The 26,737-nt window shown below is 66.0% G+C and carries 26 protein-coding genes; 22 read left to right on the top strand and 4 right to left on the bottom strand.

Annotated features, from left to right (window positions below; genetic code table 11):
* Window positions 1-3: 3 nt before the first annotated feature.
* The 4 genes from sdhA to gltA all read left to right on the top strand — a co-directional run bounded on the left by sdhA (window position 4) and on the right by gltA (window position 4,147).
* The gene (sdhA, locus tag CFB47_RS27685; RefSeq protein ID WP_089462915.1) at window positions 4-1,779 is read left to right on the top strand and encodes a succinate dehydrogenase flavoprotein subunit; all 1,776 of its coding nucleotides are present in this window, start codon (window positions 4-6) and stop codon (window positions 1,777-1,779) included.
* 21 nt (window positions 1,780-1,800) lie between these two features.
* Window positions 1,801-2,502: a succinate dehydrogenase iron-sulfur subunit gene (locus tag CFB47_RS27680; protein WP_011355743.1), complete on the top strand. Its 702-nt coding sequence runs from the start codon at window positions 1,801-1,803 to the stop codon at window positions 2,500-2,502.
* A 7-nt stretch (window positions 2,503-2,509) separates the two neighbouring features.
* Window positions 2,510-2,779, top strand: coding sequence for a succinate dehydrogenase assembly factor 2 (locus CFB47_RS27675; protein ID WP_089462914.1), 270 nt, complete (start codon window positions 2,510-2,512; stop codon window positions 2,777-2,779).
* 66 nt (window positions 2,780-2,845) lie between these two features.
* Window positions 2,846-4,147 (top strand): citrate synthase, encoded by a 1,302-nt coding sequence (gltA, locus tag CFB47_RS27670; RefSeq protein ID WP_011355741.1) that lies wholly within the window; start codon window positions 2,846-2,848, stop codon window positions 4,145-4,147.
* A gap of 91 nt (window positions 4,148-4,238) precedes the next feature.
* Here the strand turns inward: gltA and CFB47_RS27665 are convergent, their stop codons facing one another.
* Window positions 4,239-5,216: an AraC family transcriptional regulator gene (locus tag CFB47_RS27665; RefSeq protein ID WP_089462913.1), complete on the bottom strand. Its 978-nt coding sequence runs from the start codon at window positions 5,214-5,216 to the stop codon at window positions 4,239-4,241.
* 72 nt (window positions 5,217-5,288) lie between these two features.
* Between CFB47_RS27665 and CFB47_RS27660 the strand changes: the two genes are divergently transcribed.
* The 5 genes from CFB47_RS27660 to CFB47_RS27640 all read left to right on the top strand — a co-directional run bounded on the left by CFB47_RS27660 (window position 5,289) and on the right by CFB47_RS27640 (window position 10,201).
* Window positions 5,289-5,678: a VOC family protein gene (locus CFB47_RS27660; protein WP_089462912.1), complete on the top strand. Its 390-nt coding sequence runs from the start codon at window positions 5,289-5,291 to the stop codon at window positions 5,676-5,678.
* Window positions 5,679-5,788: 110 nt separating this feature from the next.
* Window positions 5,789-7,039: a DUF1479 domain-containing protein gene (locus CFB47_RS27655; RefSeq protein WP_089462911.1), complete on the top strand. Its 1,251-nt coding sequence runs from the start codon at window positions 5,789-5,791 to the stop codon at window positions 7,037-7,039.
* Window positions 7,040-7,248: 209 nt separating this feature from the next.
* A complete protein-coding gene (locus CFB47_RS27650) occupies window positions 7,249-8,007 on the top strand; it encodes a dimethylarginine dimethylaminohydrolase family protein (protein WP_089463569.1) in 759 nt (252 codons plus the stop codon).
* A 98-nt stretch (window positions 8,008-8,105) separates the two neighbouring features.
* A complete protein-coding gene (locus CFB47_RS27645; protein ID WP_089427955.1) occupies window positions 8,106-8,570 on the top strand; it encodes an Lrp/AsnC family transcriptional regulator in 465 nt (154 codons plus the stop codon).
* 98 nt (window positions 8,571-8,668) lie between these two features.
* On the top strand, window positions 8,669-10,201 hold the full coding sequence (locus CFB47_RS27640) for an amino acid permease (protein ID WP_089442937.1): 1,533 nt from the start codon (window positions 8,669-8,671) through the stop codon (window positions 10,199-10,201).
* Window positions 10,202-10,368: 167 nt separating this feature from the next.
* On the opposite strand, the gene CFB47_RS27635 is transcribed toward CFB47_RS27640, so the two are convergent.
* Both CFB47_RS27635 and CFB47_RS27630 read right to left on the bottom strand, forming a co-directional pair.
* Window positions 10,369-11,094, bottom strand: coding sequence for a glutathione S-transferase (locus CFB47_RS27635; RefSeq protein ID WP_089443371.1), 726 nt, complete (start codon window positions 11,092-11,094; stop codon window positions 10,369-10,371).
* Window positions 11,095-11,226: 132 nt separating this feature from the next.
* Complete coding sequence (locus CFB47_RS27630; protein ID WP_089442936.1) at window positions 11,227-11,550, bottom strand: cupin domain-containing protein; 324 nt, start codon at window positions 11,548-11,550, stop codon at window positions 11,227-11,229.
* A 400-nt stretch (window positions 11,551-11,950) separates the two neighbouring features.
* On the opposite strand from CFB47_RS27630, the gene CFB47_RS27625 reads away from it, so the two are divergent.
* The 7 genes from CFB47_RS27625 (at window position 11,951) to asd (ending at window position 18,683) form a co-directional block, all read left to right on the top strand.
* Complete coding sequence (locus CFB47_RS27625) at window positions 11,951-12,772, top strand: hypothetical protein (RefSeq protein WP_089462910.1); 822 nt, start codon at window positions 11,951-11,953, stop codon at window positions 12,770-12,772.
* Between the two features lie 30 nt (window positions 12,773-12,802).
* Window positions 12,803-13,552 carry a Tat pathway signal protein gene (locus CFB47_RS27620; RefSeq protein ID WP_089462909.1) on the top strand — a complete coding sequence of 250 codons (750 nt, stop codon included), beginning with the start codon at window positions 12,803-12,805 and terminating at the stop codon, window positions 13,550-13,552.
* A 285-nt stretch (window positions 13,553-13,837) separates the two neighbouring features.
* Window positions 13,838-15,247, top strand: a complete 1,410-nt coding sequence (leuC, locus tag CFB47_RS27615) for a 3-isopropylmalate dehydratase large subunit (protein WP_039358286.1) — start codon at window positions 13,838-13,840, stop codon at window positions 15,245-15,247.
* 3 nt (window positions 15,248-15,250) lie between these two features.
* Complete coding sequence (locus tag CFB47_RS27610) at window positions 15,251-15,397, top strand: entericidin A/B family lipoprotein (protein WP_089442934.1); 147 nt, start codon at window positions 15,251-15,253, stop codon at window positions 15,395-15,397.
* A 68-nt stretch (window positions 15,398-15,465) separates the two neighbouring features.
* Window positions 15,466-16,116, top strand: coding sequence for a 3-isopropylmalate dehydratase small subunit (leuD, locus tag CFB47_RS27605; RefSeq protein ID WP_089442933.1), 651 nt, complete (start codon window positions 15,466-15,468; stop codon window positions 16,114-16,116).
* 79 nt (window positions 16,117-16,195) lie between these two features.
* Window positions 16,196-17,263: a 3-isopropylmalate dehydrogenase gene (gene leuB / locus CFB47_RS27600; protein ID WP_089432401.1), complete on the top strand. Its 1,068-nt coding sequence runs from the start codon at window positions 16,196-16,198 to the stop codon at window positions 17,261-17,263.
* Between the two features lie 298 nt (window positions 17,264-17,561).
* On the top strand, window positions 17,562-18,683 hold the full coding sequence (gene asd, locus CFB47_RS27590) for an aspartate-semialdehyde dehydrogenase (RefSeq protein WP_069251145.1): 1,122 nt from the start codon (window positions 17,562-17,564) through the stop codon (window positions 18,681-18,683).
* 104 nt (window positions 18,684-18,787) lie between these two features.
* On the opposite strand, the gene flgE is transcribed toward asd, so the two are convergent.
* Complete coding sequence (gene flgE / locus CFB47_RS27585; RefSeq protein WP_089462908.1) at window positions 18,788-20,032, bottom strand: flagellar hook protein FlgE; 1,245 nt, start codon at window positions 20,030-20,032, stop codon at window positions 18,788-18,790.
* A 38-nt stretch (window positions 20,033-20,070) separates the two neighbouring features.
* Between flgE and CFB47_RS40740 the strand changes: the two genes are divergently transcribed.
* The 6 genes from CFB47_RS40740 to CFB47_RS27560 all read left to right on the top strand — a co-directional run bounded on the left by CFB47_RS40740 (window position 20,071) and on the right by CFB47_RS27560 (window position 26,700).
* Window positions 20,071-20,256: a hypothetical protein gene (locus CFB47_RS40740; protein ID WP_143329524.1), complete on the top strand. Its 186-nt coding sequence runs from the start codon at window positions 20,071-20,073 to the stop codon at window positions 20,254-20,256.
* Window positions 20,257-20,881: 625 nt separating this feature from the next.
* Window positions 20,882-23,080: a FimV/HubP family polar landmark protein gene (locus tag CFB47_RS27580; RefSeq protein ID WP_089462907.1), complete on the top strand. Its 2,199-nt coding sequence runs from the start codon at window positions 20,882-20,884 to the stop codon at window positions 23,078-23,080.
* Window positions 23,080-23,892 carry a tRNA pseudouridine(38-40) synthase TruA gene (gene truA, locus CFB47_RS27575; protein WP_179243709.1) on the top strand — a complete coding sequence of 271 codons (813 nt, stop codon included), beginning with the start codon at window positions 23,080-23,082 and terminating at the stop codon, window positions 23,890-23,892. Before CFB47_RS27580 ends, truA begins: the two co-directional genes overlap by 1 nt.
* Window positions 23,889-24,590 carry a phosphoribosylanthranilate isomerase gene (locus tag CFB47_RS27570; protein WP_089442929.1) on the top strand — a complete coding sequence of 234 codons (702 nt, stop codon included), beginning with the start codon at window positions 23,889-23,891 and terminating at the stop codon, window positions 24,588-24,590. Before truA ends, CFB47_RS27570 begins: the two co-directional genes overlap by 4 nt.
* Before the next feature lie 55 nt (window positions 24,591-24,645).
* Window positions 24,646-25,839: a tryptophan synthase subunit beta gene (trpB, locus tag CFB47_RS27565; protein WP_089442928.1), complete on the top strand. Its 1,194-nt coding sequence runs from the start codon at window positions 24,646-24,648 to the stop codon at window positions 25,837-25,839.
* A gap of 9 nt (window positions 25,840-25,848) precedes the next feature.
* The gene (locus CFB47_RS27560; protein ID WP_089442927.1) at window positions 25,849-26,700 is read left to right on the top strand and encodes a site-specific DNA-methyltransferase; all 852 of its coding nucleotides are present in this window, start codon (window positions 25,849-25,851) and stop codon (window positions 26,698-26,700) included.
* Window positions 26,701-26,737: the final 37 nt, after the last annotated feature.

The following is a 26,737-nucleotide window of genomic DNA, read 5'->3' as shown; positions in this document are numbered from 1 at the left end:
AGAATGGCTGCAATCAAAACTAATCTCCCGCGCCGCAAGTTCGATGTGGTGATCGTCGGCGCGGGCGGCTCCGGCTTGCGCGCAGCGCTGCAACTGTCGCGCGCGGGCCTGTCGGTCGGCGTGCTGTCGAAGGTGTTCCCGACCCGTTCGCACACGGTGGCCGCGCAGGGCGGTATCGGTGCGTCGCTCGGCAACATGAGCGAAGACAACTGGCACTTCCACTTCTACGACACGATCAAGGGATCCGACTGGCTCGGCGACCAGGACGCGATCGAATTCATGTGCCGTGAAGCGCCGAACGTCGTGTACGAACTCGAACACTTCGGCATGCCGTTCGACCGTAACGCGGACGGCACGATCTACCAGCGCCCGTTCGGCGGCCACACCGCGAACTACGGCGAGAAGCCGGTCCAGCGCGCCTGCGCGGCCGCCGACCGTACCGGTCACGCGCTGCTGCACACGCTGTACCAGCAGAACGTCGAAGCGAAGACGCAGTTCTTCGTCGAATGGATGGCGCTCGACCTGATCCGCGACGCGGAAGGCGACGTGCTCGGCGTGACGGCTCTCGAGATGGAGACGGGTGACGTCTACATCATGGAAGGCAAGACGACGCTGTTCGCGACGGGCGGCGCAGGCCGGATCTTCGCGGCATCGACCAACGCGTTCATCAACACCGGCGACGGCCTCGGCATGGCTGCGCGTTCGGGCATCGCACTGCAGGACATGGAGTTCTGGCAGTTCCACCCGACCGGCGTGGCCGGCGCGGGCGTGCTGATCACCGAAGGCGTGCGCGGCGAAGGCGGTATCCTGCGCAACGCGAACGGCGAGCGCTTCATGGAGCGCTACGCGCCGACGCTGAAGGATCTGGCGCCGCGTGACTTCGTGTCGCGTTCGATGGACCAGGAAATCAAGGAAGGCCGCGGCGTGGGTCCGAACAAGGATCACGTGCTGCTCGACCTGTCGCACATCGGCGCCGAGACGATCATGAAGCGTCTGCCGTCGATCCGCGAAATCGCGCTGAAGTTCGCGAACGTCGACGCGATCAAGGAGCCGATCCCGGTCGTCCCGACGATCCACTACCAGATGGGCGGCATCCCGACCAACATCCACGGCCAGGTCGTCGGCACGTCGCGCGGTCACAAGGATCCGGTCAACGGTTTCTACGCAGTGGGCGAATGCTCGTGCGTGTCCGTGCACGGCGCGAACCGCCTCGGCACGAACTCGCTGCTGGACCTCGTGGTGTTCGGCCGTGCGGCCGGCAACCACATCGTCGAGCACGTGAAGAACCAGAAGGAACACAAGCCGCTGCCGGCCGACGCAGGCGAATTCTCGCTGGCGCGCCTGGCGAAGCTCGACAAGTCGAGCTCGGGTGAATACACGCAGGACGTCGCGAACGACATCCGCTCGACGATGCAGAAGCACGCAGGCGTGTTCCGCACGTCGGAACTGCTGAAGGAAGGCGTCGACCAGATGGCCGGCCTGAAGGCACGCGTGGAAAACATCCACCTGAAGGACAAGTCGAAGGTGTTCAACACCGCGCGCGTCGAAGCGCTCGAGCTGGAGAACCTGATCGAAGTTGCTCGCGCAACGATGGTGTCGGCGGAAGCACGCAAGGAAAGCCGTGGCGCACACGCGCACAGCGACTACGAACACCGCGACGACGAGAACTGGCTGCGCCACACGCTGTGGTACAGCGAAGGCGATCGCCTCGACTACAAGCCGGTTCAAATGAAGCCGCTGACGGTCGAATCCGTGCCGCCGAAGCCGCGCACGTTCTAAGCCGAGTCAAAGGAATCCGAAATGGCAAAACGCATTTTTGAAGTCTACCGCTACGATCCGGACAAGGACGCAGCGCCGCGCATGCAGACGTACGAGCTGGAGCTCGAGCACGAGCGCATGCTGCTCGACGCACTGGTCAAGCTGAAGGCCGTGGACGAGACGCTGTCGTTCCGCCGTTCGTGCCGTGAAGGCGTGTGCGGTTCGGACGCGATGAACATCAACGGCAAGAACGGTCTCGCGTGCCTGACGAACCTGAACGACCTGCCGCAGAAGATCGTGCTGCGTCCGCTGCCGGGCCTGCCCGTCGTGCGTGACCTGATCGTCGACATGACGCACTTCTTCAACCAGTACCACTCGATCAAGCCGTACCTGATCAACGACGCGCCGCCGCCGGAGAAGGAACGCCTCCAGTCGCCGGAAGAGCGCGACGAGCTCGACGGCGTGTACGAGTGCATTCTGTGCGCGAGCTGCTCGACGTCGTGCCCGAGCTTCTGGTGGAACCCGGACAAGTTCGTCGGCCCGGCCGGCCTGCTGCAGGCTTACCGCTTCATCGCGGACAGCCGCGACACGGCCACCGGCGAGCGTCTCGACAACCTGGAAGACCCGTACCGTCTGTTCCGTTGCCACACGATCATGAACTGCGTCGACGTTTGCCCGAAGGGCCTGAACCCGACGAAGGCGATCGGCAAGATCAAGGAACTGATGGTTCGCCGCGCTGTTTAAGGTCGAGATGAGCGATTCGCATCAATCCGACCCGCACCGTCGCGCACGCCTTCGCTGGCGTGCGCGGCGGGGTCTGCTGGAGAACGACATCATTTTCGAGCGTTTCTTCAGCAGATACGAGCATGACCTCACCGATGCAGACGTAGGCGCGTTGTCGCGCCTGCTCGATCTGAGCGACAACGACCTGATGGACTTGCTCCTCGCGCGCAAGGAACCAGAAGGCGACCTAGACAGCCCGGGTATTCACCGGCTGTTGGAGATGCTGCGCAACGTGTAACGCCCAGGTGTAACACGCTGTGCCCGTTATCGAATCCCGTTTCTTTATTTCGATTGAGGATGTGCCATGACTCCGTCTGATGTTAAAGCCACGCTATCGTTCAGCGACAACTCGCCGAGCGTCGAACTGCCGATCTACAAGGGCACGATGGGCCCGGACGTGATCGACATCCGCAAGCTGTACGGCCAGACCGGCAAGTTCACGTACGACCCGGGCTTCATGTCGACGGCAGCTTGTAATTCGGCGATCACGTACATCGACGGCGACAAGGGCGAGCTGCTGTACCGCGGCTACCCGATCGACAACCTCGCGCAAAACGCGGACTTCCTCGAAAGCTGCTACCTGCTGCTGAAGGGCGAACTGCCGAACGCAGCGCAAAAGAAGGAATTCGTCGACACCGTCACGAAGCACACGATGGTGCACGAGCAGATGCACTTCTTCTTCCGTGGCTTCCGTCGCGACGCGCACCCGATGGCGATCCTGGTCGCTGCAGTCGGCGCGCTGTCGGCGTTCTACCACGACTCGCTCGACATCAACGATCCGCGTCATCGTGAAGTGTCGGCGATCCGCATGATCGCGAAGCTGCCGACGCTCGTCGCGATGGCGTACAAGTACAGCATCGGCCAGCCGTTCGTGTATCCGAAGAACTCGCTGTCGTACAGCGCGAACTTCATGCACATGATGTTCTCGAACCCGTGCGAAGAGTACAAGGTCAACGACGTGCTCGTCCGCGCACTCGACCGTATCCTGATCCTGCACGCCGACCACGAGCAGAACGCATCGACGTCGACCGTCCGCCTGGCCGGCTCGTCGGGCGCGAACCCGTTCGCGTGTATCGCTGCCGGTATCGCCTGTCTGTGGGGCCCGGCGCACGGTGGTGCGAACGAAGCCGCACTGAACATGCTCGAGCAGATCGGTTCGCCGGACAACATCCCCGAATTCATCAAGCAGGTGAAGGACAAGAATTCGGGCGTGAAGCTGATGGGCTTCGGTCACCGCGTGTACAAGAACTACGACCCGCGTGCGAAGCTGATGCGCGAAACGTGCTACGAAGTGCTGAACGAACTGGGCCTGCACGACGACCCGCTGTTCAAGCTCGCGATGCAGCTCGAGAAGATCGCGCTGGAAGACGAATACTTCGTGTCGCGCAAGCTGTACCCGAACGTCGACTTCTACTCGGGCATCGTCCAGCGCGCGCTGGGGATCCCGACGTCGATGTTCACGTGTATCTTCGCGATGGCACGTACGGTCGGCTGGATCGCACAGTGGAACGAAATGATCGGCGATCCGGAACAGAAGATCGGCCGTCCGCGTCAGCTGTTCATCGGCGATACGCCGCGCGAAGCGAAGCCGCTCAACGCACGTTAAGTCCGTGCGCGGCGCGAACGGCCGGCAGGCCGCTCGCGTCGGGCGATCGCAACGCCACGACACCCCGACGGGTCATCCCGTCGGGGTGTTTTCATTTGGGCGGCGGCGGTTCGCCCCGGCCCGCGTGGCGTTCCAGCGACGGCGGCCGCGTGTCGAGTGCGGGCGTGTCGTGATCGGGCGCGTGGCCGTGCTGCACGAAGAATTGCCGGTATGCGCCGGGCGTCATCCCGCGTGCGGCGAGGAACTGGCGATTGAAGTTCGCGGCATTCGGAATGCCGCAGCGCGCGGCCACGGTCGCGATCGGCCAGTCGGTGCCGACGAGATGACGGCATGCGTGCGCGAGCCGCAACCGCTGCACGTAGCGGCCGACGCTTTCGCCGAGATGCCGGACGAACAGGCGCTGCAACGTGCGTTCGGACATGTGCGCGGTGGCGGCGAGTGCGTCGATGCGCAACGGCTCGTGGAAGTGCCGGTCGATCGCGTCGAGCACGCGGTCGAGGCGTTCGGCTTCGGGGGCGGCTGCGTCGGTTTGGCGTGTCGTGCCGTGGGTGCGCTCGTACGCGTGCGCGGTGGCGAGCGGTTCGCCGCCGGCTTCCGCGAGATCGACGAGCGTGTCGAGCGTGGCCGCGAGCCGCGTGCGCGGCGACGGATCGAGCAGCTGCGGCAGCCGTGCGCGCATCGCGCGGGCCGCGTCCGTATCGAAGCGCAGGCCCGGTGCGGCACGCCGCAGCAGTGAGCGCAGCGGCGCGTATTCGGGGCAACAGTCGGCCAGACGCCGTGCCCAGTCGCCGTCGAACCAGATGACGAGCGCGACTTCAGGCGCATCGCGATCGATGCGTGCATTCGACGACCACGTATGCGGCAGGTTGGGCGGCACGAGCACCAGGTCGTCGTCCGCGTAGTGCGCGACGTGATCGCCGATGAAGCGCCGGCCGCGGCTGTTGAGCGTCAGCGTCAGTTCGTACTCGGGATGGCGATGCCATTCGAACGGGATGCGCGCGAGCTGGCGGTGATAGACGCGGATCGAACAGCCGGGGGCGAACGTGACGTGCTCGTACTGCGGTTTCATTGCGGCCTCCGGGGGAGCGCCGGCATCGCGCCGTGGCATGATCGTGAGCGATCGTCACGACGGAGCGATGCCATGTTTTCACATATTTGCGTGGGGGTGGCCGACACCGCGCGCGCCTACGATTTCTACGCGCCGCTGTTCGCGGAACTCGGGCTGCGCCTGAAATTCCGCGAGCCGGACGGCTGGTCGGGCTGGATGCCGGCCGACACCGACCGGCCGCTGTTCTTCTTCGGCCACCCGCTCGACGGTCGCGCGCCCGAACCGGGCAACGGCCACACGATCGCGTTCGTTGCGCCGACCCGCGCGCACGTCGATCGCTGCCACGCGCTCGCGCTGCACCACGGCGGCACTTGCGAAGGGCCGCCGGGCCTGCGGCCGGACTATCACCGCGACTACTACGGCGCCTATTTCCGCGATCCGGACGGCAACAAGCTGTGCGTGGTCTGTCATCGTCCGGCGTGACGCGCGGTTGTCAGGATTGTATCGATAGTTGGCCGGATAGTGGTAATCGCGGTCGCGTGCCGGCCGTACGCTGACGGCACATCACGACACCTGTCAGCGAGGAGACCACGATGCAACTGACGATTGACGACCTGCCTGCCGCGATTCGCGACGCGAAAAGGGCGCTGCGCGCCAACCTCCCCGGTTATGCGGCCACGTTCCGCGAACTGGAGGGCGATATTGCGCGGCAGGTCGACGCGATTCGGCGTGCGCATGCGCATGGCCATGACGTGATTCCGGTGGTGCCGTTTGCGGACATCGCGAGAGGGAGCGTCGATCTGCATGCGGTTGCCGCGATCCGCACGCATGGCGCGGTCGTGATCCGTGGCGTATTCGATGCGCAGCAGGCGCGCGACTGGAACGACGAGATCGGTGCCTACCTGGACGCGAACCGCTTCACCGACCGGCTGCACGCACGTGCCGAGGACCGCTATTTCGGCAACCTCGCGTCGGGCAAGCCGCAGATCTACGGCGTCTACTGGTCGAAGCCGCAGGTGGCTGCGCGCCAGTCGCCGGCCCTGACTCAAGCGCGCGTGTTCCTGAACCGCCTGTGGCGGCACCCGGACGGCGGTCGCATGCACTTCGATCCCGACCAGGTGCCGGCCTATGCGGACCGGATTCGTCGCCGCCCGCCCGGCTCGACGTCGCTCGGGCTGTCGCCGCATGTCGACGGCGGTTCCGTCGAACGCTGGCTCGGCGCGAATTTCCGCAAGGTCTACCGTCACGTGCTGGCCGGCCGCTGGCGCGATTACGACCCGTACGATGCGGCGTTCCGTCCCGACGTCGAGGAGATTCCGTCGCCGGCCGTGTGCTCGATGTTCCGCACGTTCCAGGGCTGGACCGCACTGACGCCGCAGGGGCCCGGCGACGGCACGCTGCAGTTGATTCCGGTGGCGAACGCGATGGCCTACGTCGTGCTGCGTGCGCTGCAGGACGATGTGGCCGACGACGACCTGTGCGGTGCGCGCCCGGGCCGCGCGCTGTCGATCCGGCCCGAATGGCACGCGCTGCTGCTCGACGCGCTGGTGCCGATCCCGCACATGGAGCCGGGCGACGCGGTGTTCTGGCACGGCGACGTCGTGCACGCGGTCGAGGATGCGCACCGCGGCAGCGGCGACAGCAACGTGATGTACATCGCGGCCGCGCCCGGTTGCGCGAAGAACGACGCATACCTGCAGCGCCAGCGCGCTGCGTTCCTGCGCGGCGAGAGCCCGCCCGATTTCCCGGCCGATCATTTCGAGGTCGAATTCGACGGACGGGGCGGGGAGGGCGATCTCACGGCGCTCGGCCGTTCGCAGATGGGGTTCGGGGCGGGCGTGTAGCAAGCATGCCGCATGAGAAGGCGGCGGCGCGCCGGGCGGCGCACGGCAGGCTGCCGAATCGGCTGCGCGCCGCGCGCAATTCGACGCAATCGGCTGCCGGCGCAGCCGAAATCGACGCGAATTGCGCAATTTGGCTTCCGATAATGGTCCGGACACAACGCAGCCGCTCCGTATGAAGCACGGATGTGGCGCTGACCATGGAGGAGTCGATGCAATTCACGCAAGCGATCGTTCGCCGCCCCGCGCCGTCCTGTGGCGCGGGCCTGACCACCGCCGAGCTCGGCGCGCCCGATTACGACAAGACGCTCACCCAGTTCCACGCTTACTGCGAAGCGCTGCGCACGCTCGGCGTCGCGCTGACCGAACTGCCGCCGCTGGAGGCATTCCCCGATTCGCACTTCGTCGAGGACACCGCGGTCGTGACGCCGGAATTCGCGGTGATCACGCGCCCCGGTGCGCCGGCGCGGCGGGGCGAGACGGTGCACATCGAAGCGGCGCTGGCCGCGCATCGCGACCTGCTGCCGATGCAGGACGGCCGGCTCGACGGCGGGGACGTGATGCAGGTCGGCAAGCGCTTCTACATCGGCCTGACGGGCCGCACCGACGCCGAAGGCATCGCCGCGTTCGAGTCGCTCGTGTCGCGCTACGGCTACTCGGTCGTCGCGGTGCCGGTGGGCGCCGGCCTGCATCTCAAGTCGGTCGTCAACGCGCTCGGCGACGACACGCTGCTCGTGACCGAATCGCTGGCCGCGCATCCGGCCTTCGCCGGCTATCGCCGGATCGCGATCTCGGCCGCCGACGAATACGCGGGCAACACGCTGCGCGTGAACGGCACGCTGATCACCCCGGCCGGCTACCCGCACGTGCACGACAAGATCGCGTCGCTCGGGCTGCCGCTGCACGTGATCGATACGAGCGAGTTCCGCAAGATGGACGGCGGCCTGACCTGCCTGTCGCTGCGGTTCTAGCCGATTGGCGCGCGGCCGCTTCGGCCGGATAATGTGGCCCCCGCGCGGAACCGGAGACGTTCCGCGCACCAGCCACGACCCGACCGGAGCGAACGCGGATGACCGACAAGAAGATGCAGCTCGACAAGATCGATCTCCGGATCCTCGACATCCTGCGCACCGACGGGCGGATTTCCTACCGGAAGCTGTCCGAGCTCGTGAACCTCACGCCGCGGCCGTGCCAGGCGCGCGTGGAGCGGCTCGAGGCGCTTGGGGTGATCGAAGGGTACCGCGCGGTGATCAAGGCGCCGCGCGCGACCAAGCCGATCGTCGTGATCGCGCAGATCACGCTGGCCGACCACGGGCGTTCGCAGGCGCCGTTCGAGGACGAAATGCGGGCGAATCCGGCCGTGCTCGATTGCTGGCTCGTCAGCGGCACGTTCGATTTTCTCGTGCGGCTCGCGTGCGAGGATCTCGACGAGTACCGGCGGATCGCGAACCTGTGGCTGGAAAGCCCGCGGTTCCGGATCGAGAAGATCGTGACGACGGCCGAACTGCAGGCGATCAAGCGCAGCGTCGTGTGATGCGGCCGGGAAGGACCGGCTTCGACGCGAATGACCCGGCCTGACGATTTGCATTCCGAATCAAATCGTCGGGCCTGAATCCAATCAGGGTGAACACTATGGATGCTTTGCAAGCGGCAGCGGAGACGGCCGCACCGTCCGGGACGACGCTGAAACGCCGTCTGCAGGGCCGCCACATCGCGATGATCGCGATCGGCGGCTCGATCGGCACGGGGCTGTTCGTCGCGTCGGGGGCGTCGGTCGCGCAGGCGGGGCCGGGCGGGGCGATCGCCGCGTATATCGCGATCGGGCTGATGGTGTACTTCGTCGTCACGGGCCTCGGCGAGATGGCCGCGCTGATGCCGGTATCGGGCTCGTTCGCGATCTACGGTGAGAAGTACGTCGACGAAGGCTTCGGCGTCGCGCTCGGCTGGACCTACTGGTACAGCTGGGCCGTGACGATCGCGATCGAGCTGGTCGCCGCGCAGATCGTGATGCGCTACTGGTTTCCAACCCTGCCCGGCATCTGGTGGGGCGCGGGTTTCCTCGTGCTGATCTTCCTGCTGAATACGCTGTCGGTGCGCGGTTTCGGCGAATCGGAATACTGGTTCTCGCTGATCAAGGTGGTCACCGTGGTCGCGTTCATCGCGGCCGGGCTGCTGATCGCCGCCGGCCTGATCGGGAACGGGCATCCGGTCGGCTTGCGCAACTTCACGACGGGCGATGCGCCGTTCGTCGGCGGCGTGCACGCAATGATGAGCGTCGCGCTGATCGCGGGTTTCTCGTTTCTCGGCACCGAGCTGGTCGGGATCACGGCCGGCGAATCGGAAAACCCGCGCAAGACGATCCCGCGTGCGGTGAAGCAGATCTTCTGGCGGATCATGCTGTTCTACGTGTTCGCGATCTTCGTGATCGGGCTGCTGGTGCCGTACACGGACCCGAACCTGCTGAAGAGCGACGTGACCGACATCGGCGTGAGCCCGTTCACGCTGGTGTTCAGCCACGCGGGTTTCCGGCTCGCGGCCGGCGCGATGAATCTCGTGATCCTGACGGCCGTGCTGTCGGCCGGCAATTCCGGGACTTACGCGGCCACGCGGATGCTGTACAACCTCGCGGCGGAAGGGCGCGCGCCGGCGATGTTCGCGACGCTGTCGCCGGGCGGCGTGCCGCGCAACGCGCTGTACGCGACGATGGCCGTCGGCGGGCTGTGCTTCCTCACGTCGCTGGCCAACAACCAGAGCATCTATCTGTGGCTGCTGAATACGGTCGGCATCACGGGCTTTATCGCGTGGCTCGGCATCGCGGTCTGCCATTACCGGTTCCGCAAGGGGTTCCTGAAGCAGGGCTACCGGCTCGATCAGTTGCCGTACCGTGCGAAATGGTTCCCGTTCGGGCCGCTGTTCGCGATCGCGATCTGCATCGTGATTTCGCTCGGGCAGGATTACCAGGCGTTCTTCGCGGCCCGCATCGACTGGATGGAAGTGCTGTCGATCTACGTGTGGATTCCGCTGTTCGTCGCGATCTGGTGGGCGTATCGCCGTGCGCGCAAGAGCCGGCTCGTGCGCTACGAGGAGATGGACATCGGGCCGTGGCTCACGCGTTCGGTCGAGGCCGTCGATGCCGCGGCCACGCAGCGCGGGCAGTCGCACTGACTGCCTGGTATGGAAAGCGCGATAACGGGAGCCGGCATGTTTTGTCCGGCCGGCTCCGATGCGTGCGGCTGGCGTGCGGCGTCATCTGCACGAGACGCCGGTCGCCGCGTGAGCAGGGCGCATCCGCTGCCCTGCATGAGGGAAGCGATGCGCATCCCGTGCCGGCGTTACTTGTCCAGTTCGGGATAGTGCCGGAAGATGCCCATGTCGTTGAACGGGATGCGGCGGTCCGACTCGAGATAGAACGCGACAGGCGGATGCAGTGCAACGCGGTCGTGCAGTGCAACCAGCGCCGCGATCTGCCGCTCCGCACGCTTCATCGCTTTCGGAAACGCGTAGCGCAGGCCCTCGATCAACTGGAACATCGACAGGTCCGCATAGCTGAGTGCGTTGCCGGCGAGGTAGCCGCTCTTGTGCGGATTCTGTTCGAGCACACGCTCGAAGTATCCGAGGAATTTCGGCAGCCGGTTTTCGAGGAAATCGGCGGCACGCTCGGCGGCTTCCGCCTGCTGATCCTCGTAGTAGAGGCCGCTTGCGATCGGATGGTGCGTGTCGTGGATCTCGGTGACGAAATCGGCGACGGTCAACTGAAGCTGGTGCACCCACAGCCGGCCGGCTTCGTCGTCGGGCGCGAGCCCCAGCCGCGCGCCGAGAAACAGCAGGATGTTCGCGGTCTGCCCGATGACGACGTCGCCGGCCTTCAGGAACGGCGGCGCGAACGGCACGCATTCCGCCTTCGAGCTGTCCATCATCCGCATCATGGCCGGCACGCCCATGCCGCGCCCCGATTCACGCGCGACGTCGACATAGTCGGCTTCGGCCGCTTCGAGCGCGAGCCGCACGTACTCGCCCCGGCCCTGGATCTCGGGCCAGTAATACAGTTCGTATCGCATGCTGTCTTCCCGTTCGTTGAACCGGCTGTTGCCGGCATCGTGACGACCGGGCGGCCACGCGTCGCGCGCCACCCGCTGCGAATAGACAGTCTAGGCGATCGCAGGAAAAGTGCCGCGTGCGTCGTACATGCGTTACGCGCCGCGCTCGCCGCCTTCAGGGCCGTAGAAGAACACCCACGTCGAGAAGTCGTCGGAGAAGCCGATGAAGCGGTGCTCGGCGTGTGCCGGGACGAACAGCACGTCGCCGGCCGCGATTTCGCATTCGCGTCCGTCGACGACGAAGCGCGACGTGCCCGTGGCGATTGCGTAGACCTCGTCGCGCGTATGCGGCTTCTGCTTGTCGTCGATGCGCGGCCGGTACAGCTCGACGTCCAGCGTGCCGTGGCGAAACAGCGTCGTGAACAGCGTGCCTTGTTCGTCGAGGTGGGCGAGCGATTCATTCAGGCCGAGCTTCATGGGGAGGGCTCCAGGTCTGGATCGTGGGGGCGTGCGCGTTGCGCCATCGTATCTCGAAATCAGGAGCGCGATGTGCAGCGCGCGACGAGGCAAGCGAATCACGTCGCTCGCCACCGATGAAACGGTGGCCGCACATGCTCGCCATGGATGAAACGCGTGCGTCCATCGATGAAACAGCGTGACGATCGTCCGCATTCGATCGACAGGTTCACCGCGATTTAATAAACGCCCACTACGATCCCGCATCGTCGATCGACCGATGCGCAGCGATTCGATTCGAGCGTCGCCCCTGCCATTCATCGCCCAACCGCGCGACGCATCAGGTTGTCATTCCCGTGAACCCGCGATTTGCAACGTCGTGATCGGCTGCCGGCGTTGCTCGCATCATTTCGTATTTCTCATGAATCGAACCCCGTCGGCTTTTTTACGCAGAAAATTCCTGGCTGCCGCCCCCGCGGTTGCCGTGGCGCCGTTGTTGAGCGCATGCGGCGGTGACGACGTCACGTCGGCGCCCGTCACTGATGCGGCGCTGGCCGCGCAGATGTCCGCGAAGCTCAACGCGCAGCTCGGCGACGCGGCGACGGTCAACGCGATCGTGCCTGCGCTGACCGATGTCGGCTTTACGTGGGACCTGCCGACGGTGCCGGCCGCGCAAATCGGCGCGATCGTCGCATACAGCTTCGGCAATCGCCCGAACGCGGCAAGCGGCAATACGTCGAGCACGGGCGGCAACCAGTCCGCGCTGCCCGATCCGGGGCCCGTCAACGAAGCGCTCGCGGACGCCGTCTACCGTATTCGGCAACTGAAACCGGTCAAGGTCTACGCGCAGTGGGAGATTGCGCGCTTTCTCGTGTCGAAATACGGGATGGGCGCCGACGTGCTGTCGTCGATCGAGCCCGTGATCGCGAGCGACGGCACGATCGTGTACCTGAGTACGGCGGGTGTGGCCGCCGAGGCCGTGGCGCGCGCGGGCGGCGCGGTCGCGATGGGCAGCGTCGCGGTGGTCGGTCATCGGGATCACGCAAAGCGCTGCATCCAGACCTCGCAACAGGCGGGCATGAAGGCGGCCGCGGTTGCCGAGGTGTCGTTGCCGACGCTTTACGACCCGCAGTCGGGCCAGCCGTGGACGCGTAACCGCAGCCTCTACCTCGTGCACGACATGTATGCGCAGATGCTCGGCCGTGCGATCGGCGCGACGATGCAGGCGTTCCCGAAGGGCTGACGCATTTTCTCTTTCCCGATTCCGATGACCATGCAGACCCGCCGCCATTTTCTCGCTTCCGTTTCCGCTTCCGCGCTGGCCGCGACCGGCGCCGCCAGTGCGCCGGCCTTCGCGAACGACGCGCCTGTTTCAGACGCCGAACTCCAACGCCAGATGCTCGGCAAGCTGACGAACGAACTGAACGACCGCACAGCCGCCGCCGACGAGACCGGCTACCTGTTCGACCCGTTTTTCTCGTGGCTGCCGCCGACCGTCCCGAACACGACCATCAACACGATTGCCGCCTTCAGCTTCGGCAGTCGCGCTGCGGCGGCGCCGGGCCCGGTGAACGAGGCGATTGCCGACGCCGTGTTCCTGCTGCACCAGAAGGTTGCCGTGCGGATCTTCGCGCAGCAGGAAGTCGCGAGCGTGCTCGCGTCGAAATACGGGCTGACGGCCGGCGTGACGTCGATCGCGACCCCGGCCGCGGCCGCCGGCAGCCCGATACCGACGCCTGACGGCATCGCCGCCGCGATCGTCAAGCAGGCCGGCTCGGCTGCGGCACTCGGCAACGTCGGTGTCGTCACCCATGCGGATCAGGCGTCGCTTGTCGTGCGCGTGTCGAATGCCGCGGGGATGCAGGCCGCGGTGCCGGCGGGCCTGACGCTGCCGTCGCTTTACGACGCGTCCGCGCAGATGCCGGCATTGCGCCGCCGCGATCTCTACCTGCTGAGCAACGTCGGCGTGCAACTGGGCATGCTGCGGCTCGACCTGATCAACCGCGAATACCCGAACGGCTGACGCTGCCGGACCTTCGCGGAACATCTCTCGTTCATCAATCTCTTCCATTCCGGGACCGTCATGTCCTTTCGCGTGTCGCCGTGACATGCGCGGCGCGGTGGCGGCCGGGGCCACCGCGCCGTGGTGTCCGCGTTGCCGGGTAATGCTTATCCGGGTATCGCGTGTACCACCCAACTCACTGTTTTTATTCACTTTTTTCGTTATCGTGGTACTCCATGGGCCGATTTTGCGTGGCATAATCGATCACATCCGCAAGGCTTGTAGTCACAACGACCCCGCATACCCATGGCACAGACTCTCTACGACAAACTGTGGAACACCCACGTGGTCCACACCGAGGAAGACGGCACGACCCTGCTCTACATCGACCGTCAGCTGCTGCATGAAGTCACGAGCCCGCAGGCGTTCGAAGGGCTGAAGATGGCGCAGCGTCCGGTGTGGCGCATCAGCGCGAACCTGGCCGTGTCGGACCACAACGTGCCGACCACCGATCGCAGCCACGGCATCGCCGATCCCGTCTCGAAGCTCCAGGTCGACACGCTCGACGCGAACTGCGATGCGTTCGGCATCACGCAGTTCAAGATGAACGACGTGCGCCAGGGCATCGTCCACATCATCGGGCCGGAACAGGGCGCGACGCTGCCGGGCATGACGATCGTGTGCGGCGATTCGCATACGTCGACGCACGGCGCATTCGGTGCGCTCGCGCACGGCATCGGCACGTCGGAAGTCGAGCACGTGCTCGCCACGCAAACCCTGTTGCAGAAGAAGAGCAAGAACATGCTCGTGAAGGTCGAGGGCACGCTGCCGCGCGGCTGTACCGCGAAGGACATCGTGCTCGCGATCATCGGCAAGATCGGCACGGCCGGCGGCACGGGCTACGCGATCGAATTCGGCGGCTCGACGATTCGCGCGCTGACGATGGAAGGCCGCATGACCGTCTGCAACATGGCGATCGAGGCCGGTGCGCGTGCAGGCATGGTTGCCGTCGACGACACGACGATCGACTACCTGAAGGGCCGCCCGTTCGTGCCGACCGGCGCGGAATGGGACCAGGCCGTCGAATACTGGCGCCAGTTCAAGTCGGACGACGGCGCGCAGTTCGATCGCGTGGTCGAGCTGAACGCAGCCGAGATCGTCCCGCAGGTCACGTGGGGCACGTCGCCGGAAATGGTCACGTCGATCGACGGCCGCGTGCCCGATCCCGAGCGCGAGAAGGATCCGGTCAAGCGCGATGCGATGGAGCGTGCGCTGGCGTACATGGCGCTCGAGCCGAACACGCCGATCGAATCGATCAAGGTCGACAAGATCTTCATCGGCTCGTGCACGAACGCGCGAATCGAAGACATCCGCGCAGCCGCGTATGTCGTGAAGAAGCTGAACCGTCGCGTCGCGTCGAACGTGCGGCTCGCGATGGTCGTGCCGGGCTCGGGCCTCGTGAAGGCGCAGGCCGAGCGCGAAGGGCTCGACAAGGTGTTCACGGACGCCGGCTTCGAATGGCGCGAGCCGGGCTGCTCGATGTGCCTCGCGATGAATGCCGACCGGCTCGAGCCGGGCGAGCGCTGCGCATCGACGTCGAACCGCAACTTCGAAGGCCGGCAGGGCGCGGGCGGTCGCACGCACCTCGTGAGCCCCGCGATGGCGGCAGCCGCGGCGATCGAAGGCCATTTCGTCGACATTCGCCAGCTGGGGTAACGCATGACGGCATCGAAGGTCATTGCGCGGCTGGTTGCCGCGCTGGCGCTGGCGGGGCTGGGTTTCGGCCTCGCGGGCTGCAATACCGTCCAGGGCTTCGGGCAGGACGTCAACGCTGCCGGCAGCGCGCTGAAGCGCGCCGCGGAGTGACGGCCCCCACCGAGAATTTGTCGATGTGCGCCGGCTGAACGCCGGCCCTTCAACCGGATAGACGGATCATGGAAAAATTCACAGTGCATACCGGCGTCGTGGCGCCGCTCGATCGCGAGAACGTCGACACCGACGCGATCATCCCGAAGCAGTTCCTGAAGTCGATCAAGCGCACCGGCTTCGGTCCGAACGCGTTCGACGAATGGCGTTATCTCGATCACGGCGAGCCGGGCCAGGACAACTCGAAGCGTCCGCTGAATCCCGACTTCGTGCTGAACCAGCCGCGCTACCAGGGCGCATCCGTGCTGCTCGCACGCAAGAACTTCGGCTGCGGCAGCTCGCGCGAGCACGCACCGTGGGCGCTGCAGCAGTACGGCTTCCGCGCGATCATCGCGCCGAGCTTCGCCGATATTTTCTTCAACAACTGCTACAAGAACGGCCTGCTGCCGATCGTGCTGACCGAGCAGCAGGTCGATCACCTGTTCAACGAGACGGTCGCGTTCAACGGCTTCGAAGTCACGGTCGACCTCGACGCGCAGGTGGTGCGCACGGGTGACGGCCGCGAGTATCCGTTCGAGATCGCCGCGTTCCGCAAGTACTGCCTGCTGAACGGCTACGACGACATCGGCCTCACGCTGCGCCACGCGGACAAGATCCGCCAGTTCGAGGCCGAGCGCCTCGTGAAGCAGCCGTGGCTCAACACCAAGCTGGTCGGCTGAGATCGCCTTTCGGGCGGGCGCGCCGGCGGCGCGTTCGCCGGCCTGCCTCCATAAAAACCTACCCAGTCAGGAATTTCGCATGAAGATTGCAGTGCTGCCCGGCGACGGCATCGGTCCGGAAATCGTCAATGAAGCCGTGAAGGTGCTGAACGCACTCGACGAGAAGTTCGAACTCGAACAGGCGCCGGTCGGCGGCGCGGGCTACGAGGCGAGCGGCCATCCGCTGCCCGACGCGACGCTGACGCTCGCGAAGGAAGCCGACGCGATCCTGTTCGGCGCCGTGGGCGACTGGAAGTACGACTCGCTCGAACGCGCGCTGCGCCCCGAGCAGGCGATCCTCGGGCTGCGCAAGCACCTCGAGCTGTTCGCGAACTTCCGCCCGGCAATCTGCTATCCGCAGCTCGTCGATGCGTCGCCGCTGAAGCCCGAGCTGGTCGCGGGCCTCGACATCCTGATCGTGCGCGAACTGAACGGCGACATCTACTTCGGCCAGCCGCGCGGCGTGCGCGCTGCACCGGACGGCCTGTTCGCGGGCGAACGCGAAGGCTTCGACACGATGCGCTATTCGGAACCGGAAGTGCGCCGCATCGCGCACGTCGCGTTCCAGGCGGCCCGCAAGCGCGCGAAGAAGCTGCTGTCGGTCGACAAGGCGAACGTGCTCGAGACGTCGCAGTTCTGGCGCGACATCATGATCGACGTGTCGAAGGAATACGCGGACGTCGAGCTGTCGCACATGTACGTCGACAACGCGGCGATGCAGCTCGCGAAGGCGCCGAAGCAGTTCGACGTGATCGTCACGGGCAACATGTTCGGCGACATCCTGTCGGATGAAGCGTCGATGCTGACGGGCTCGATCGGCATGCTGCCGTCGGCGTCGCTCGACAAGAACAACAAGGGCCTGTACGAGCCGTCGCACGGTTCGGCGCCGGACATCGCGGGCAAGGGCATCGCGAACCCGCTCGCGACGATCCTGTCGGCCGCGATGATGCTGCGCTACTCGCTGAATCGCGCGGAGCAGGCCGATCGCATCGAGCGTGCGGTGAAAACGGTGCTCGAACAGGGCTACCGCACGGGCGATATCGCGACGCCGGGTTGCCAGCAGGTCGGCACGACGGCGATGGGCGACGCGGTGGTCGCGGCGCTGTAACGCGACCAAGTAGAAAGGGCGCGAACAGGCCGCGAAATCGGCCGGTTCGCATGCGGTTGGCCGTTGTGCGGGCCACCGGCTTTGTGTAGACTCGAACGATGGCGCATCTTTCCCTGATCTCCCCGGTCTTGAAACTCCACGGCAACACAGCCCGTGCGGGTGCGCGCGCCATCGTCATCACGAAAACCATTACCACGAAAACGATCATTAAACGCTGATCGTCCGTCGTGCCCGCCTATTTCCCCGCGCGGTCACACCGGGGACGGAATGGCGGGGAAGCTCCATCAAAGGGTTAGTCATGAACGTAGGTCTCGTAGGTTGGCGCGGCATGGTCGGCAGCGTCCTGATGCAGCGCATGCAGGAAGAGGGCGATTTCGACCTGATCGAACCGGTGTTTTTCAGCACCAGCAACACGGGCGGCAAAGCGCCGTCGTTCGCGAAAAACGAGACTACGCTCAAGGACGCGACCAACGTCGACGAGCTGAAGAAGTGCGACGTGATCATCACGTGCCAGGGCGGCGACTACACGAACGACGTGTTCCCGAAGCTGCGCGCGGCCGGCTGGAACGGCTACTGGATCGACGCGGCATCGTCGCTGCGGATGAAGGACGACGCGGTCATCATCCTCGATCCGGTCAACCTCGACGTGATCAAGGACGCGCTCGTCAAGGGCCAGAAGAACTTCATCGGCGGCAACTGCACGGTCAGCCTGATGCTGATGGCGCTCGGCGGCCTGTTCCGCGAGAACCTCGTCGACTGGATGACGGCGATGACCTACCAGGCCGCATCGGGCGCGGGCGCGCAGAACATGCGCGAACTGCTGGCGCAGATGGGCACGCTGAACGGCGCGGTTCAGGCGCAACTCGCCGATCCGGCTTCCGCGATCCTCGACATCGACCGCCGCGTGCTGGCCGCGATGAACAGCGACGCGATGCCGACGAGCAACTTCGGCGTGCCGCTCGCCGGTTCGCTGATTCCGTGGATCGACAAGGATCTCGGCAACGGGATGTCGAAGGAAGAGTGGAAGGGCGGCGCGGAAACCAACAAGATCCTCGGCAAGCCGGCGATGGGCGAGCCGGGTTCGATCCCGGTCGACGGCCTGTGCGTGCGAATCGGCGCAATGCGCTGCCACTCGCAGGCGCTGACGATCAAGCTGAACAAGGACGTGCCGCTCGACGAGATCAACGGCATCCTCGCGTCGGCGAACGACTGGGTGAAGGTCGTGCCGAACGAGCGTGAAGCGTCGATGCGCGACCTGTCGCCGGCGAACGTCACGGGCACGCTGACGGTGCCGGTCGGCCGCCTGCGCAAGCTCGCGATGGGCGGTGAATACCTGTCGGCGTTCACGGTCGGCGATCAACTGCTGTGGGGCGCGGCCGAGCCGCTGCGCCGCATGCTGCGCATCCTGCTCGACAAGTAAGTGGCGTGTCCGGCCCGCGATGCGCGGGCCGCGGTGCACGAGATTGCGCGCCGCGTCTGCCTTGACGATATCAAGGCGGGCGCGGCGCGTTTTTCATGTGCGGGTCAGCGCATGTTCAGGAGCGTCTGGTCGACGGCCTGCTGCGTCTTGATCGTCTGCGCATTCGCCTGGTAATCGCGCTGCGCCTTGATCAGGTTCACGAGCTCGGTCGTCAGGTTGACGTTCGAGTTTTCCAGCGCGCTTCCCTGCAGCGTGCCGTGGTTCGTGCTGCCCGGCGCGGAGATCTGCGGCACGCCCGACGCGGTGGTTTCCACATACTGGTTGCCGCCGATGTTCTCGAGCCCGTTCGGGTTATTGAAGTTCGCGAGCGCGATCAGGCCGAGCACCGCGCTCTGGCCGTTCGAGTAATTGCCGGTGAGCTTGCCGTCGGTGCCGATCGAGAACGTCGTCAGCGTGCCGCTCGCGAAGCCATCCTGTGCGAGGTTGTTCACGCCGCTTTTCCCGCCGAACTGCGTCGTGCCGGTCAGGTCGAGCGTCAGGTTTTGCGGATTGGCGCCGCCCGACGCGTTGGGGATCGAGAACGCGAACTGGCCGAGGCTCGGCGTCGGCTGGCCGGTTGCGGCCGACGTCGTCGAGCTGATCCGGCCCGATGCGTCGAACGTGACGGTGCCGAGATTCGTCGGCGTCTGGCCCTGCACGCCCGCATAGGCCTGCCAGGTACCGGCCGCGTTCTTCGCGAAATACATCGACACCTGTTGCGAGCCACCGAGCGTGTCGTACACCTGGATCGACGAATTGTAGTTGTACGTGGTGTTGTCGCCCGCGTTGAACGGTGTCTTGGCCGGCACCTTGTCCTGCGAGTTCAGGTTGAACTGGCCGGTGATCTTCGTGGTCGCCTGCGGTGCGATGTTGGTGGTCGGCGCTTGCAACGGCACGGTCGCCGCGGTGTTGATCGCGCCGCCCGGCCCTGCCGCATAGCCCATCAGGTTGCGGTTCTGCGCGTCGACGATGGCGCCGCTCTTGTCGCGGTGGAATACGCCGTCACGCGAGTACGTCGTCACGCCGTTGTTCGACATCTGGAAGAAGCCGTTGCCGTTGATCGCGATGTCGAGCGACGACTTCGTCGAGTTGATCGTCCCCTGGCCGAATTGTTGCTGCACCGATGTGAGCCGCGTGCCGATGCCGATCTGCGTATTGGTCGACGTCGCGACCGAATTCGCGTACATGTCGGCGAAGTTCGCGCGACCCTGCTTGTAGCCAACCGTGTTTGCGTTCGCGATGTTGTTGCCAATCACGTCGAGATGGTTCGCCGCGCCGGCCAACCCGCTCAAACCCTGCTGATAGCCCATGTTCGATCCCCGTAACGAGCTGGTGAGTAAATGCAGTCGTGCGACTGCGCGATGCCTCCCTGGCACCTCACGGCGTCAGTCAAGCCGACCGCGTTCCCGCTTTTGTCGCAGGTGCGAGCGCGATGGTCGAACTGCGCCGATTCTTGTTTGAAGACGATCCTAGCGACGGCAATTATTCGATCTGTGTAATTTTGTGTAATGAAATTGAATTGATGTCGAAATGATCGATTTCGTATGAGAAATGAAGCTGCGGCGAGGCTGGAAAGCCTTATGGGACGCGGGTTTGGGGGAGGGGGTGTTCAATTCGGCGATCAGAGAGGGGAATTGGCCTCTTATCGATCAATTGAAATTCATTTGAATGGGGTGATGGCCAGCTGGATTTATTTTGATTGGCGCTGGTTAGTCCATTAACGGCAAGTGGCGCGAATTATTGAGCAACCCGCCGTGATTCCCCGGTCGTGGTTCTGTGTGGAACCTCGGGTTGGGCGAATCGCATCGTTGAGTGAGCAAAGGCATGTGGGATGGGTTCGGCAGGCGACGCGGCCGGATCGTTTTGCATCCGAGAGAGGCACACTTCCGGTCGATCGCGGGCGCGGGTCGCAGCGTGCGCAGCCGGACACCCACGCGGCCCGATCGCCGGATGCCCCGACGCGCGCACGCAATCGGTTGCACCTGTCGGCGATGAATTCGGCCCGAACCTGATCACGTGAAGTAAACTACGCGGTTACGACGCACAGACCCGCCGAAAGCGTCGCGTTCCACGCGACGCTTTTGCATTTCTGCGGCAACTTTATTGACGCTTTCAACCGCGAATCCGAGCCGCGCCCACGCGCGGCGATAGAGCCAACGATGTCCCGAATTTCCTTGTTTCCGCGTCAGTCCCGTCTGTCGCGCGCCGTGCGTGGCGCGCTGGCGATCCTGGCGCTCGGCGCAACCGCATCGGCCTGGGCGGCCGGCACCGGCGAACTGCCCGCGTCCGCTGCCGACGGCGCAGTGCCGCTTACCGTGACGGTCCAGCCGGGCCAGTCGCTGAACGACATCGCGAAGGCGGCCACGCAGTCGCGCGATCCCGGGGTGCTCGCGCGCGCCGGCCGCGCGCTGTTCGACGCCAACCCGCAGGCGTTCATGAAGCACGACGCGAGCCGCCTGAAAGTCGGCGCGACGCTGACCGTGCCGGCGCTCGATGCGACAGGCGCGGCAGTCGTGCCGGCCGCTGCATCTACTGCATCCGCTGCGTCCGCTGCGTCCGGTACGACTGCCGCGTCCGCACCCGCCGCCGCATCGGGCGGTACGGCAGTCGCGCAGCATGGTGCGTCCGCACCGCATCCGGGGTCGACCGTGCAATCCGCGCCGGTGGCGCCGGCCGTGCATGCGGTGCCTGTCAGCGGTGCGAGCGTCGCGACGGCCGCCGGCGCGTCGGCATCGGTCGGTGCTTCGGCTGCTCACGGCGCATCGGCTGTGGAAAGCATGCAGCCGGCGGCACCCGTGGCCGGTGCAAGCGGTCCGCATGTGTGGAGCGGCACGATCCAGTCGGTGCCGTCGTCCGCGAGCGGTGCCGTGATCCCGCCAGCGTCGGGCAGCCAGGTTCCGGGCATGAACGAACCGGCTGGCGCGGCACCTGTCACGGGCGCGTCGCAGCCGCGGCCGTCGAGCCTGCAGCAACTGCTGGCGCTGAAGAACCGCGTGTTGATGGAATTGCAGAAGCACGGTATCGGCAAGCCGGCCACGACGAACGAGGTCAAGCCGGCGCCGGCACCTGTCGCGCCGCCTCCGGTCGCGAACGAGGCGGGCGCGTCCGCGGCTGCGGCTGCGTCGACGGCGGGCGAAGCGGCATCCGGCGTTGCTGCCAGCGCAGTGGAGCCGGCATCGGTATCGGCGCCCACGCAGCCGGTCGCGCCGGTGGTGACACCTGCGCGCAGTCACGAGCAGATGGACTGGCGTCCGGCCGCGGTGGCCGGTGCGGCCGTGATCGTCCTTGCCGCAGGTTTCGCGTGGCGCAAGCGCAGGAAGAGCCGCCGCACGGACGATGCGGGGACGGACACGGTGGCTGCCGCTACGGCAGCGGGCGGTGTCGCGGCTGCGGCTGCCACTGCGCAAGCCGAAGCCGCGCCGTCCGTCGAACCGGAACTGCCGATCCGGCCCGAGATGCCGGTCGCGCGTGATGCCGCTTCCGACTTGAACCTTGCCGCGGCGACTGCCGCAGCGGCGGAGCCGGTCGAGACACCGGATGCGGAGGTGTCGTCGTCGTCGGATGTGGCGAAGCCGCATGCCGAGCAGCCCGAGTTGCCGACCGCACACGCGGCAGTACCGCCCGCGAGCGAGACGGCTCCGGTTTCGCACGATGCCGAGCCGACCGAAAAGGTCGCGGCTGAAACGCCGATCGAAAAGCCGATCGAAACGTCGTCAGCGACGCCGATCGAGACGTCGGCGGAGCCACGGGTAGCGACGCCGGTGGAGACGCCGGCCGCACCCGCGGCCACGGAAGCGCAGCATGCGGCGCTGATGCAGAACGCGATCAGCGCGCTCAGCAGCCTCGACATGCCGCTGCCGCCGCGCACGCCGGACGAGCCGTCGCCGGCGGCGGATGAGCGGGCTGCGCAAGCAGGGCAGTCCGACACCGATAAAATCGCAACTAACGGTCAAGCCGCCCAGCGTCTCCCGATTGGTTCGATCGACCCGGCCCCGGAACATCCGGCCGACCAGGACGACGAGTTCGATTGGGATCCGGACGCAGCGACACCGCCAAGCCAGGCGGGCAGCCCGTTTACGACGTCGTCACTGCCGCCGCTCGGCGGCGCGCAGTTCGGCGCGCTGAAGCTCGATTTCGATCTCGACCTGCCGTCCGCGCCGGGCGCTGTATTGCCGGCGCTGACGCCGGACGAACTCGCCCGCATCGCGCGCAACAAGCTCGACCTCGCGTCCGAGTACGTCGAGCTGGGCGACCTGTCCGGCGCTCGGACACTGCTGCAGGAAGTGGTCGACGCAAACGACGCCGCGACGCGCGACGATGCGCGCGCGCTGCTCGCGAAACTGGCGGACGAGGCGTGATGCGGATCGCGCTCGGCATCCAGTACGACGGCGCGGCGTTCTGCGGCTGGCAGGCGCAGCCGCACGGCAAGACCGTGCAGGATCGGCTCGAGCACGCACTGGCGGAGTTCGCGCGCGTGCCGCTGCATACGACGGTGGCCGGGCGGACCGATACGGGCGTGCACGGGCTCGGGCAGGTCGTGCACTTCGATACCGACCTCGATCGGGAGGTTTTTTCGTGGGTGCGCGGCACCAACGCGTTCCTGCCGCCGACCGTGGCGGTGCAATGGGCGAAGCCGATGCCCGATACGTTCCACGCGCGTTTCTCGGCGTTCGAGCGCACCTATTACTACACGCTGTACGTGCATCCGGTGCGCTCGCCGATGCTGGCGGGGCGCGCGGGCTGGATCCATACGCCGCTCGACGACGACGCGATGCGCGCCGCCGCCGCGCACCTGATCGGCGAGCATGACTTCTCGTCGTTCCGGTCGTCGGAATGCCAGTCGAAGACGCCGGTCAAACACCTGTATCAGATCGACGTGCGGCGCGTGGGCGATTTCATCCATTTCCGGTTCCGCGCCAACGCGTTCCTGCACCATATGGTGCGCAACCTGATGGGCTGCCTCGTCGCGGTCGGTCGCGGCCGCTATCCGGCCGACTGGCTCGCCGACGTGCTGGCCGGGCGCGACCGCAAGCTTGCGGCGCCCACGTTCATGGCCGACGGGCTGTATCTCGCCCACGTCGGCTACCCGGCGGAATTCGCCGTCCCGCCCGCGCAGCTCGGCAGTGTGCCGTGGAGCAGCGTCTGGGCCGATCTGGACCCGCAATCATGACGGATCACGCCGTGTCTTCCTCGTCTCCCGCCGCGGCCGGCCTGCCGCCGCGCACGCGCATCAAGCTGTGCGGGCTGTCGAAGCCCGAGGACGTGCTGCATGCGGCCGCGCTCGGCGCCGATGCGATCGGCCTCGTGTTCTATCCGAAGAGCCCCCGCGCGGTGTCGATCGCGCAGGCGGCGGAGCTCGCGCGCCTCGCGCCGCCGTTCGTGTCGGTCGTCGGGCTGTTCGTGAACGCGACCGAGGCCGAGATCGAGGCCGTCGTGCGAGACGTGCCGCTCACGCTGCTGCAGTTCCATGGCGACGAGACGCCCGAGCAGTGCGACGCACTCGGCCGCGCGGCACGCCTGCCGTGGCTGCGCGCGGTGCGCGTGGGCCCCTCGACGCAATCGGCCGATTTGGTAGAATCGGGGCTTCATTATTCGAAAGCGCGCGGCCTCCTGTTCGACACCCTGGTGCCGGATTACGGTGGTAGCGGCAAGGTCTTCGATTGGTCTCTTATTCCCGCAGAGCTCGCGCATCGGGCCGTTTTGAGTGGTGGCTTGAGCGCGCAAAACGTCGGTGATGCGATTCGCCAGTTGCGTCCGTTTGCTGTCGATGTCTCGAGTGGCATCGAAGTGGAGGGCGCGAAGGGCGTGAAGGATCACGCCCGGATGGCGGCGTTCGTACGCGCGGTGCGCGAAGCGGACGCCGGGTGATGCAAGCCGGTGCGGCCCGACAAGCGGGGCGCGCCGACCGATCGAGAGAGACACCATGTACAACCTTCCTGATGATCGCGGCCACTTCGGCCCGTATGGCGGCACGTTCGTCGCCGAGACGCTGATTCACGCGCTGGACGAACTGCGCGCGGCGTATGAAAAATTCCAGAACGATCCCGATTTCGTCGCCGAATTCGAGCGCGAGCTGAAGCATTTCGTCGGCCGCCCGTCGCCGATCTATCACGCGCAACGCTGGAGCGAGACGCTCGGCGGCGCGCAGATCTACCTGAAGCGCGAAGACCTGAACCACACCGGCGCGCACAAGATCAACAACGTGATCGGCCAGGCGCTGCTCGCGAAGCGCATGGGCAAGAAGCGCGTGATCGCCGAGACGGGCGCCGGCCAGCACGGCGTCGCGACCGCGACGATCTGCGCGCGCTTCGGCATGGAATGCGTCGTCTACATGGGTTCGGAAGACGTGCGCCGCCAGGCCGCGAACGTCTACCGGATGAAGCTGCTCGGCGCGACGGTCGTGCCGGTCGAATCGGGTTCGCGCACGCTGAAGGACGCGCTGAACGAAGCGATGCGCGACTGGGTCACGAACATCGAGAGCACGTTCTACATCATCGGCACGGTCGCGGGCCCGCACCCGTACCCGATGATGGTGCGCGACTTCCAGCGCGTGATCGGCGACGAGTGCAAGGTGCAGATGCCCGAGCTCGCCGGCCGGCAGCCTGACGCCGTGATCGCCTGCGTGGGCGGCGGTTCGAACGCGATGGGCATCTTCTATCCGTACATCGACGACACCTCGGTGCAGCTGATCGGCGTCGAAGCGGCCGGCGACGGCCTCGACACGGGTCATCACGCGGCGTCGCTGATCGCCGGCAGCCCGGGCGTGCTGCACGGCAACCGCACCTACCTGCTGCAGGACGACAACGGCCAGATCATCGAGACGCATTCGGTGTCGGCGGGCCTCGACTATCCGGGCGTCGGGCCCGAGCACGCATGGCTGAAGGACAGCGGCCGTGCGCAGTACGTCGGCATCACCGACGAGGAAGCGCTGAAGGCGTTCCACGACTGCTGCCGGATCGAGGGGATCATTCCCGCGCTCGAGTCGAGCCACGCGATCGCGTATGGCGTGAAGCTCGCACCGACGTTGCCGAAGGACAAGATCCTGCTCGTCAACCTGTCGGGCCGCGGCGACAAGGACATGCACACGGTCGCCGAGCGATCGGGCATCGAGCTCTGACCCCGACCGATGCGTGACCTGATCGAAGAACCGGGCGGCGGTGCCGCGAGCGAGGCGGGGGCGGTTCAGCCCGCCGCTGCCGTGCCGCGCGCGCTGCCGTCCGGGATCGAACTGCATAACCGCGATTTCCTGACCCATGCCGCGCACCTGCCGGACGCGTCGATCGACCTGATCGTCGCCGATCCGCCGTACGGGCTCGGCAAGGACTACGGCAACGATTCGGACAAGCGTTCGGGCGACGACTTTCTCGCGTGGACGCGCGAGTGGCTCGAACTCGCGATTCCGAAGCTGAAGCCGAGCGGGTCGATGTACATCTTCTGCACGTGGCAGTACGCGCCGGAAATCTTCAGCTTCCTGAAGACGCAGCTCACGATGGTCAACGAGATCATCTGGGACCGGCGCGTGCCGAGCATGGGCGGCACGACGCGCCGTTTCACGTCGGTGCACGACAACATCGGCTTTTTCGCGGTTTCCAGGGCGTATTACTTCGATCTCGATCCGGTCCGCATCCCGTACGACGCCGACACGAAGAAGGCCCGCTCGCGCAAGCTGTTCGAAGGCAGCAAGTGGCTGGAGATGGGCTACAACCCGAAGGACGTCTGGTCGGTCTCGCGCCTGCACCGGCAGCACGCGGAGCGCGTCGATCATCCGACCCAGAAGCCGCTGGAAATCATCGAGCGGATGGTGCTCGCAAGCTGCCCGCCGGGCGGCCGCGTGCTCGATCCGTTCATGGGCAGCGGCACGACCGCGGTGGCCTGCGCACGGCAGGGGCGCGACTTCGTCGGCTACGAGATCAACGAAAGCTATTGTGCGATCGCGCACGAGCGCGTGAACGCGCTCGCTGCGCCGGCGTGCGCGTGAATCGCGCCGCCGCATCGCCGAACGCATTGAGGAAAAT

It is taken from the genome of Burkholderia sp. AU27893 (assembly GCF_002223205.1).
GTDB lineage: Bacteria > Pseudomonadota > Gammaproteobacteria > Burkholderiales > Burkholderiaceae > Burkholderia.
Note: the sequence above shows the minus strand (reverse complement) of the source record. Positions and strands in the feature narration are given on the sequence as shown.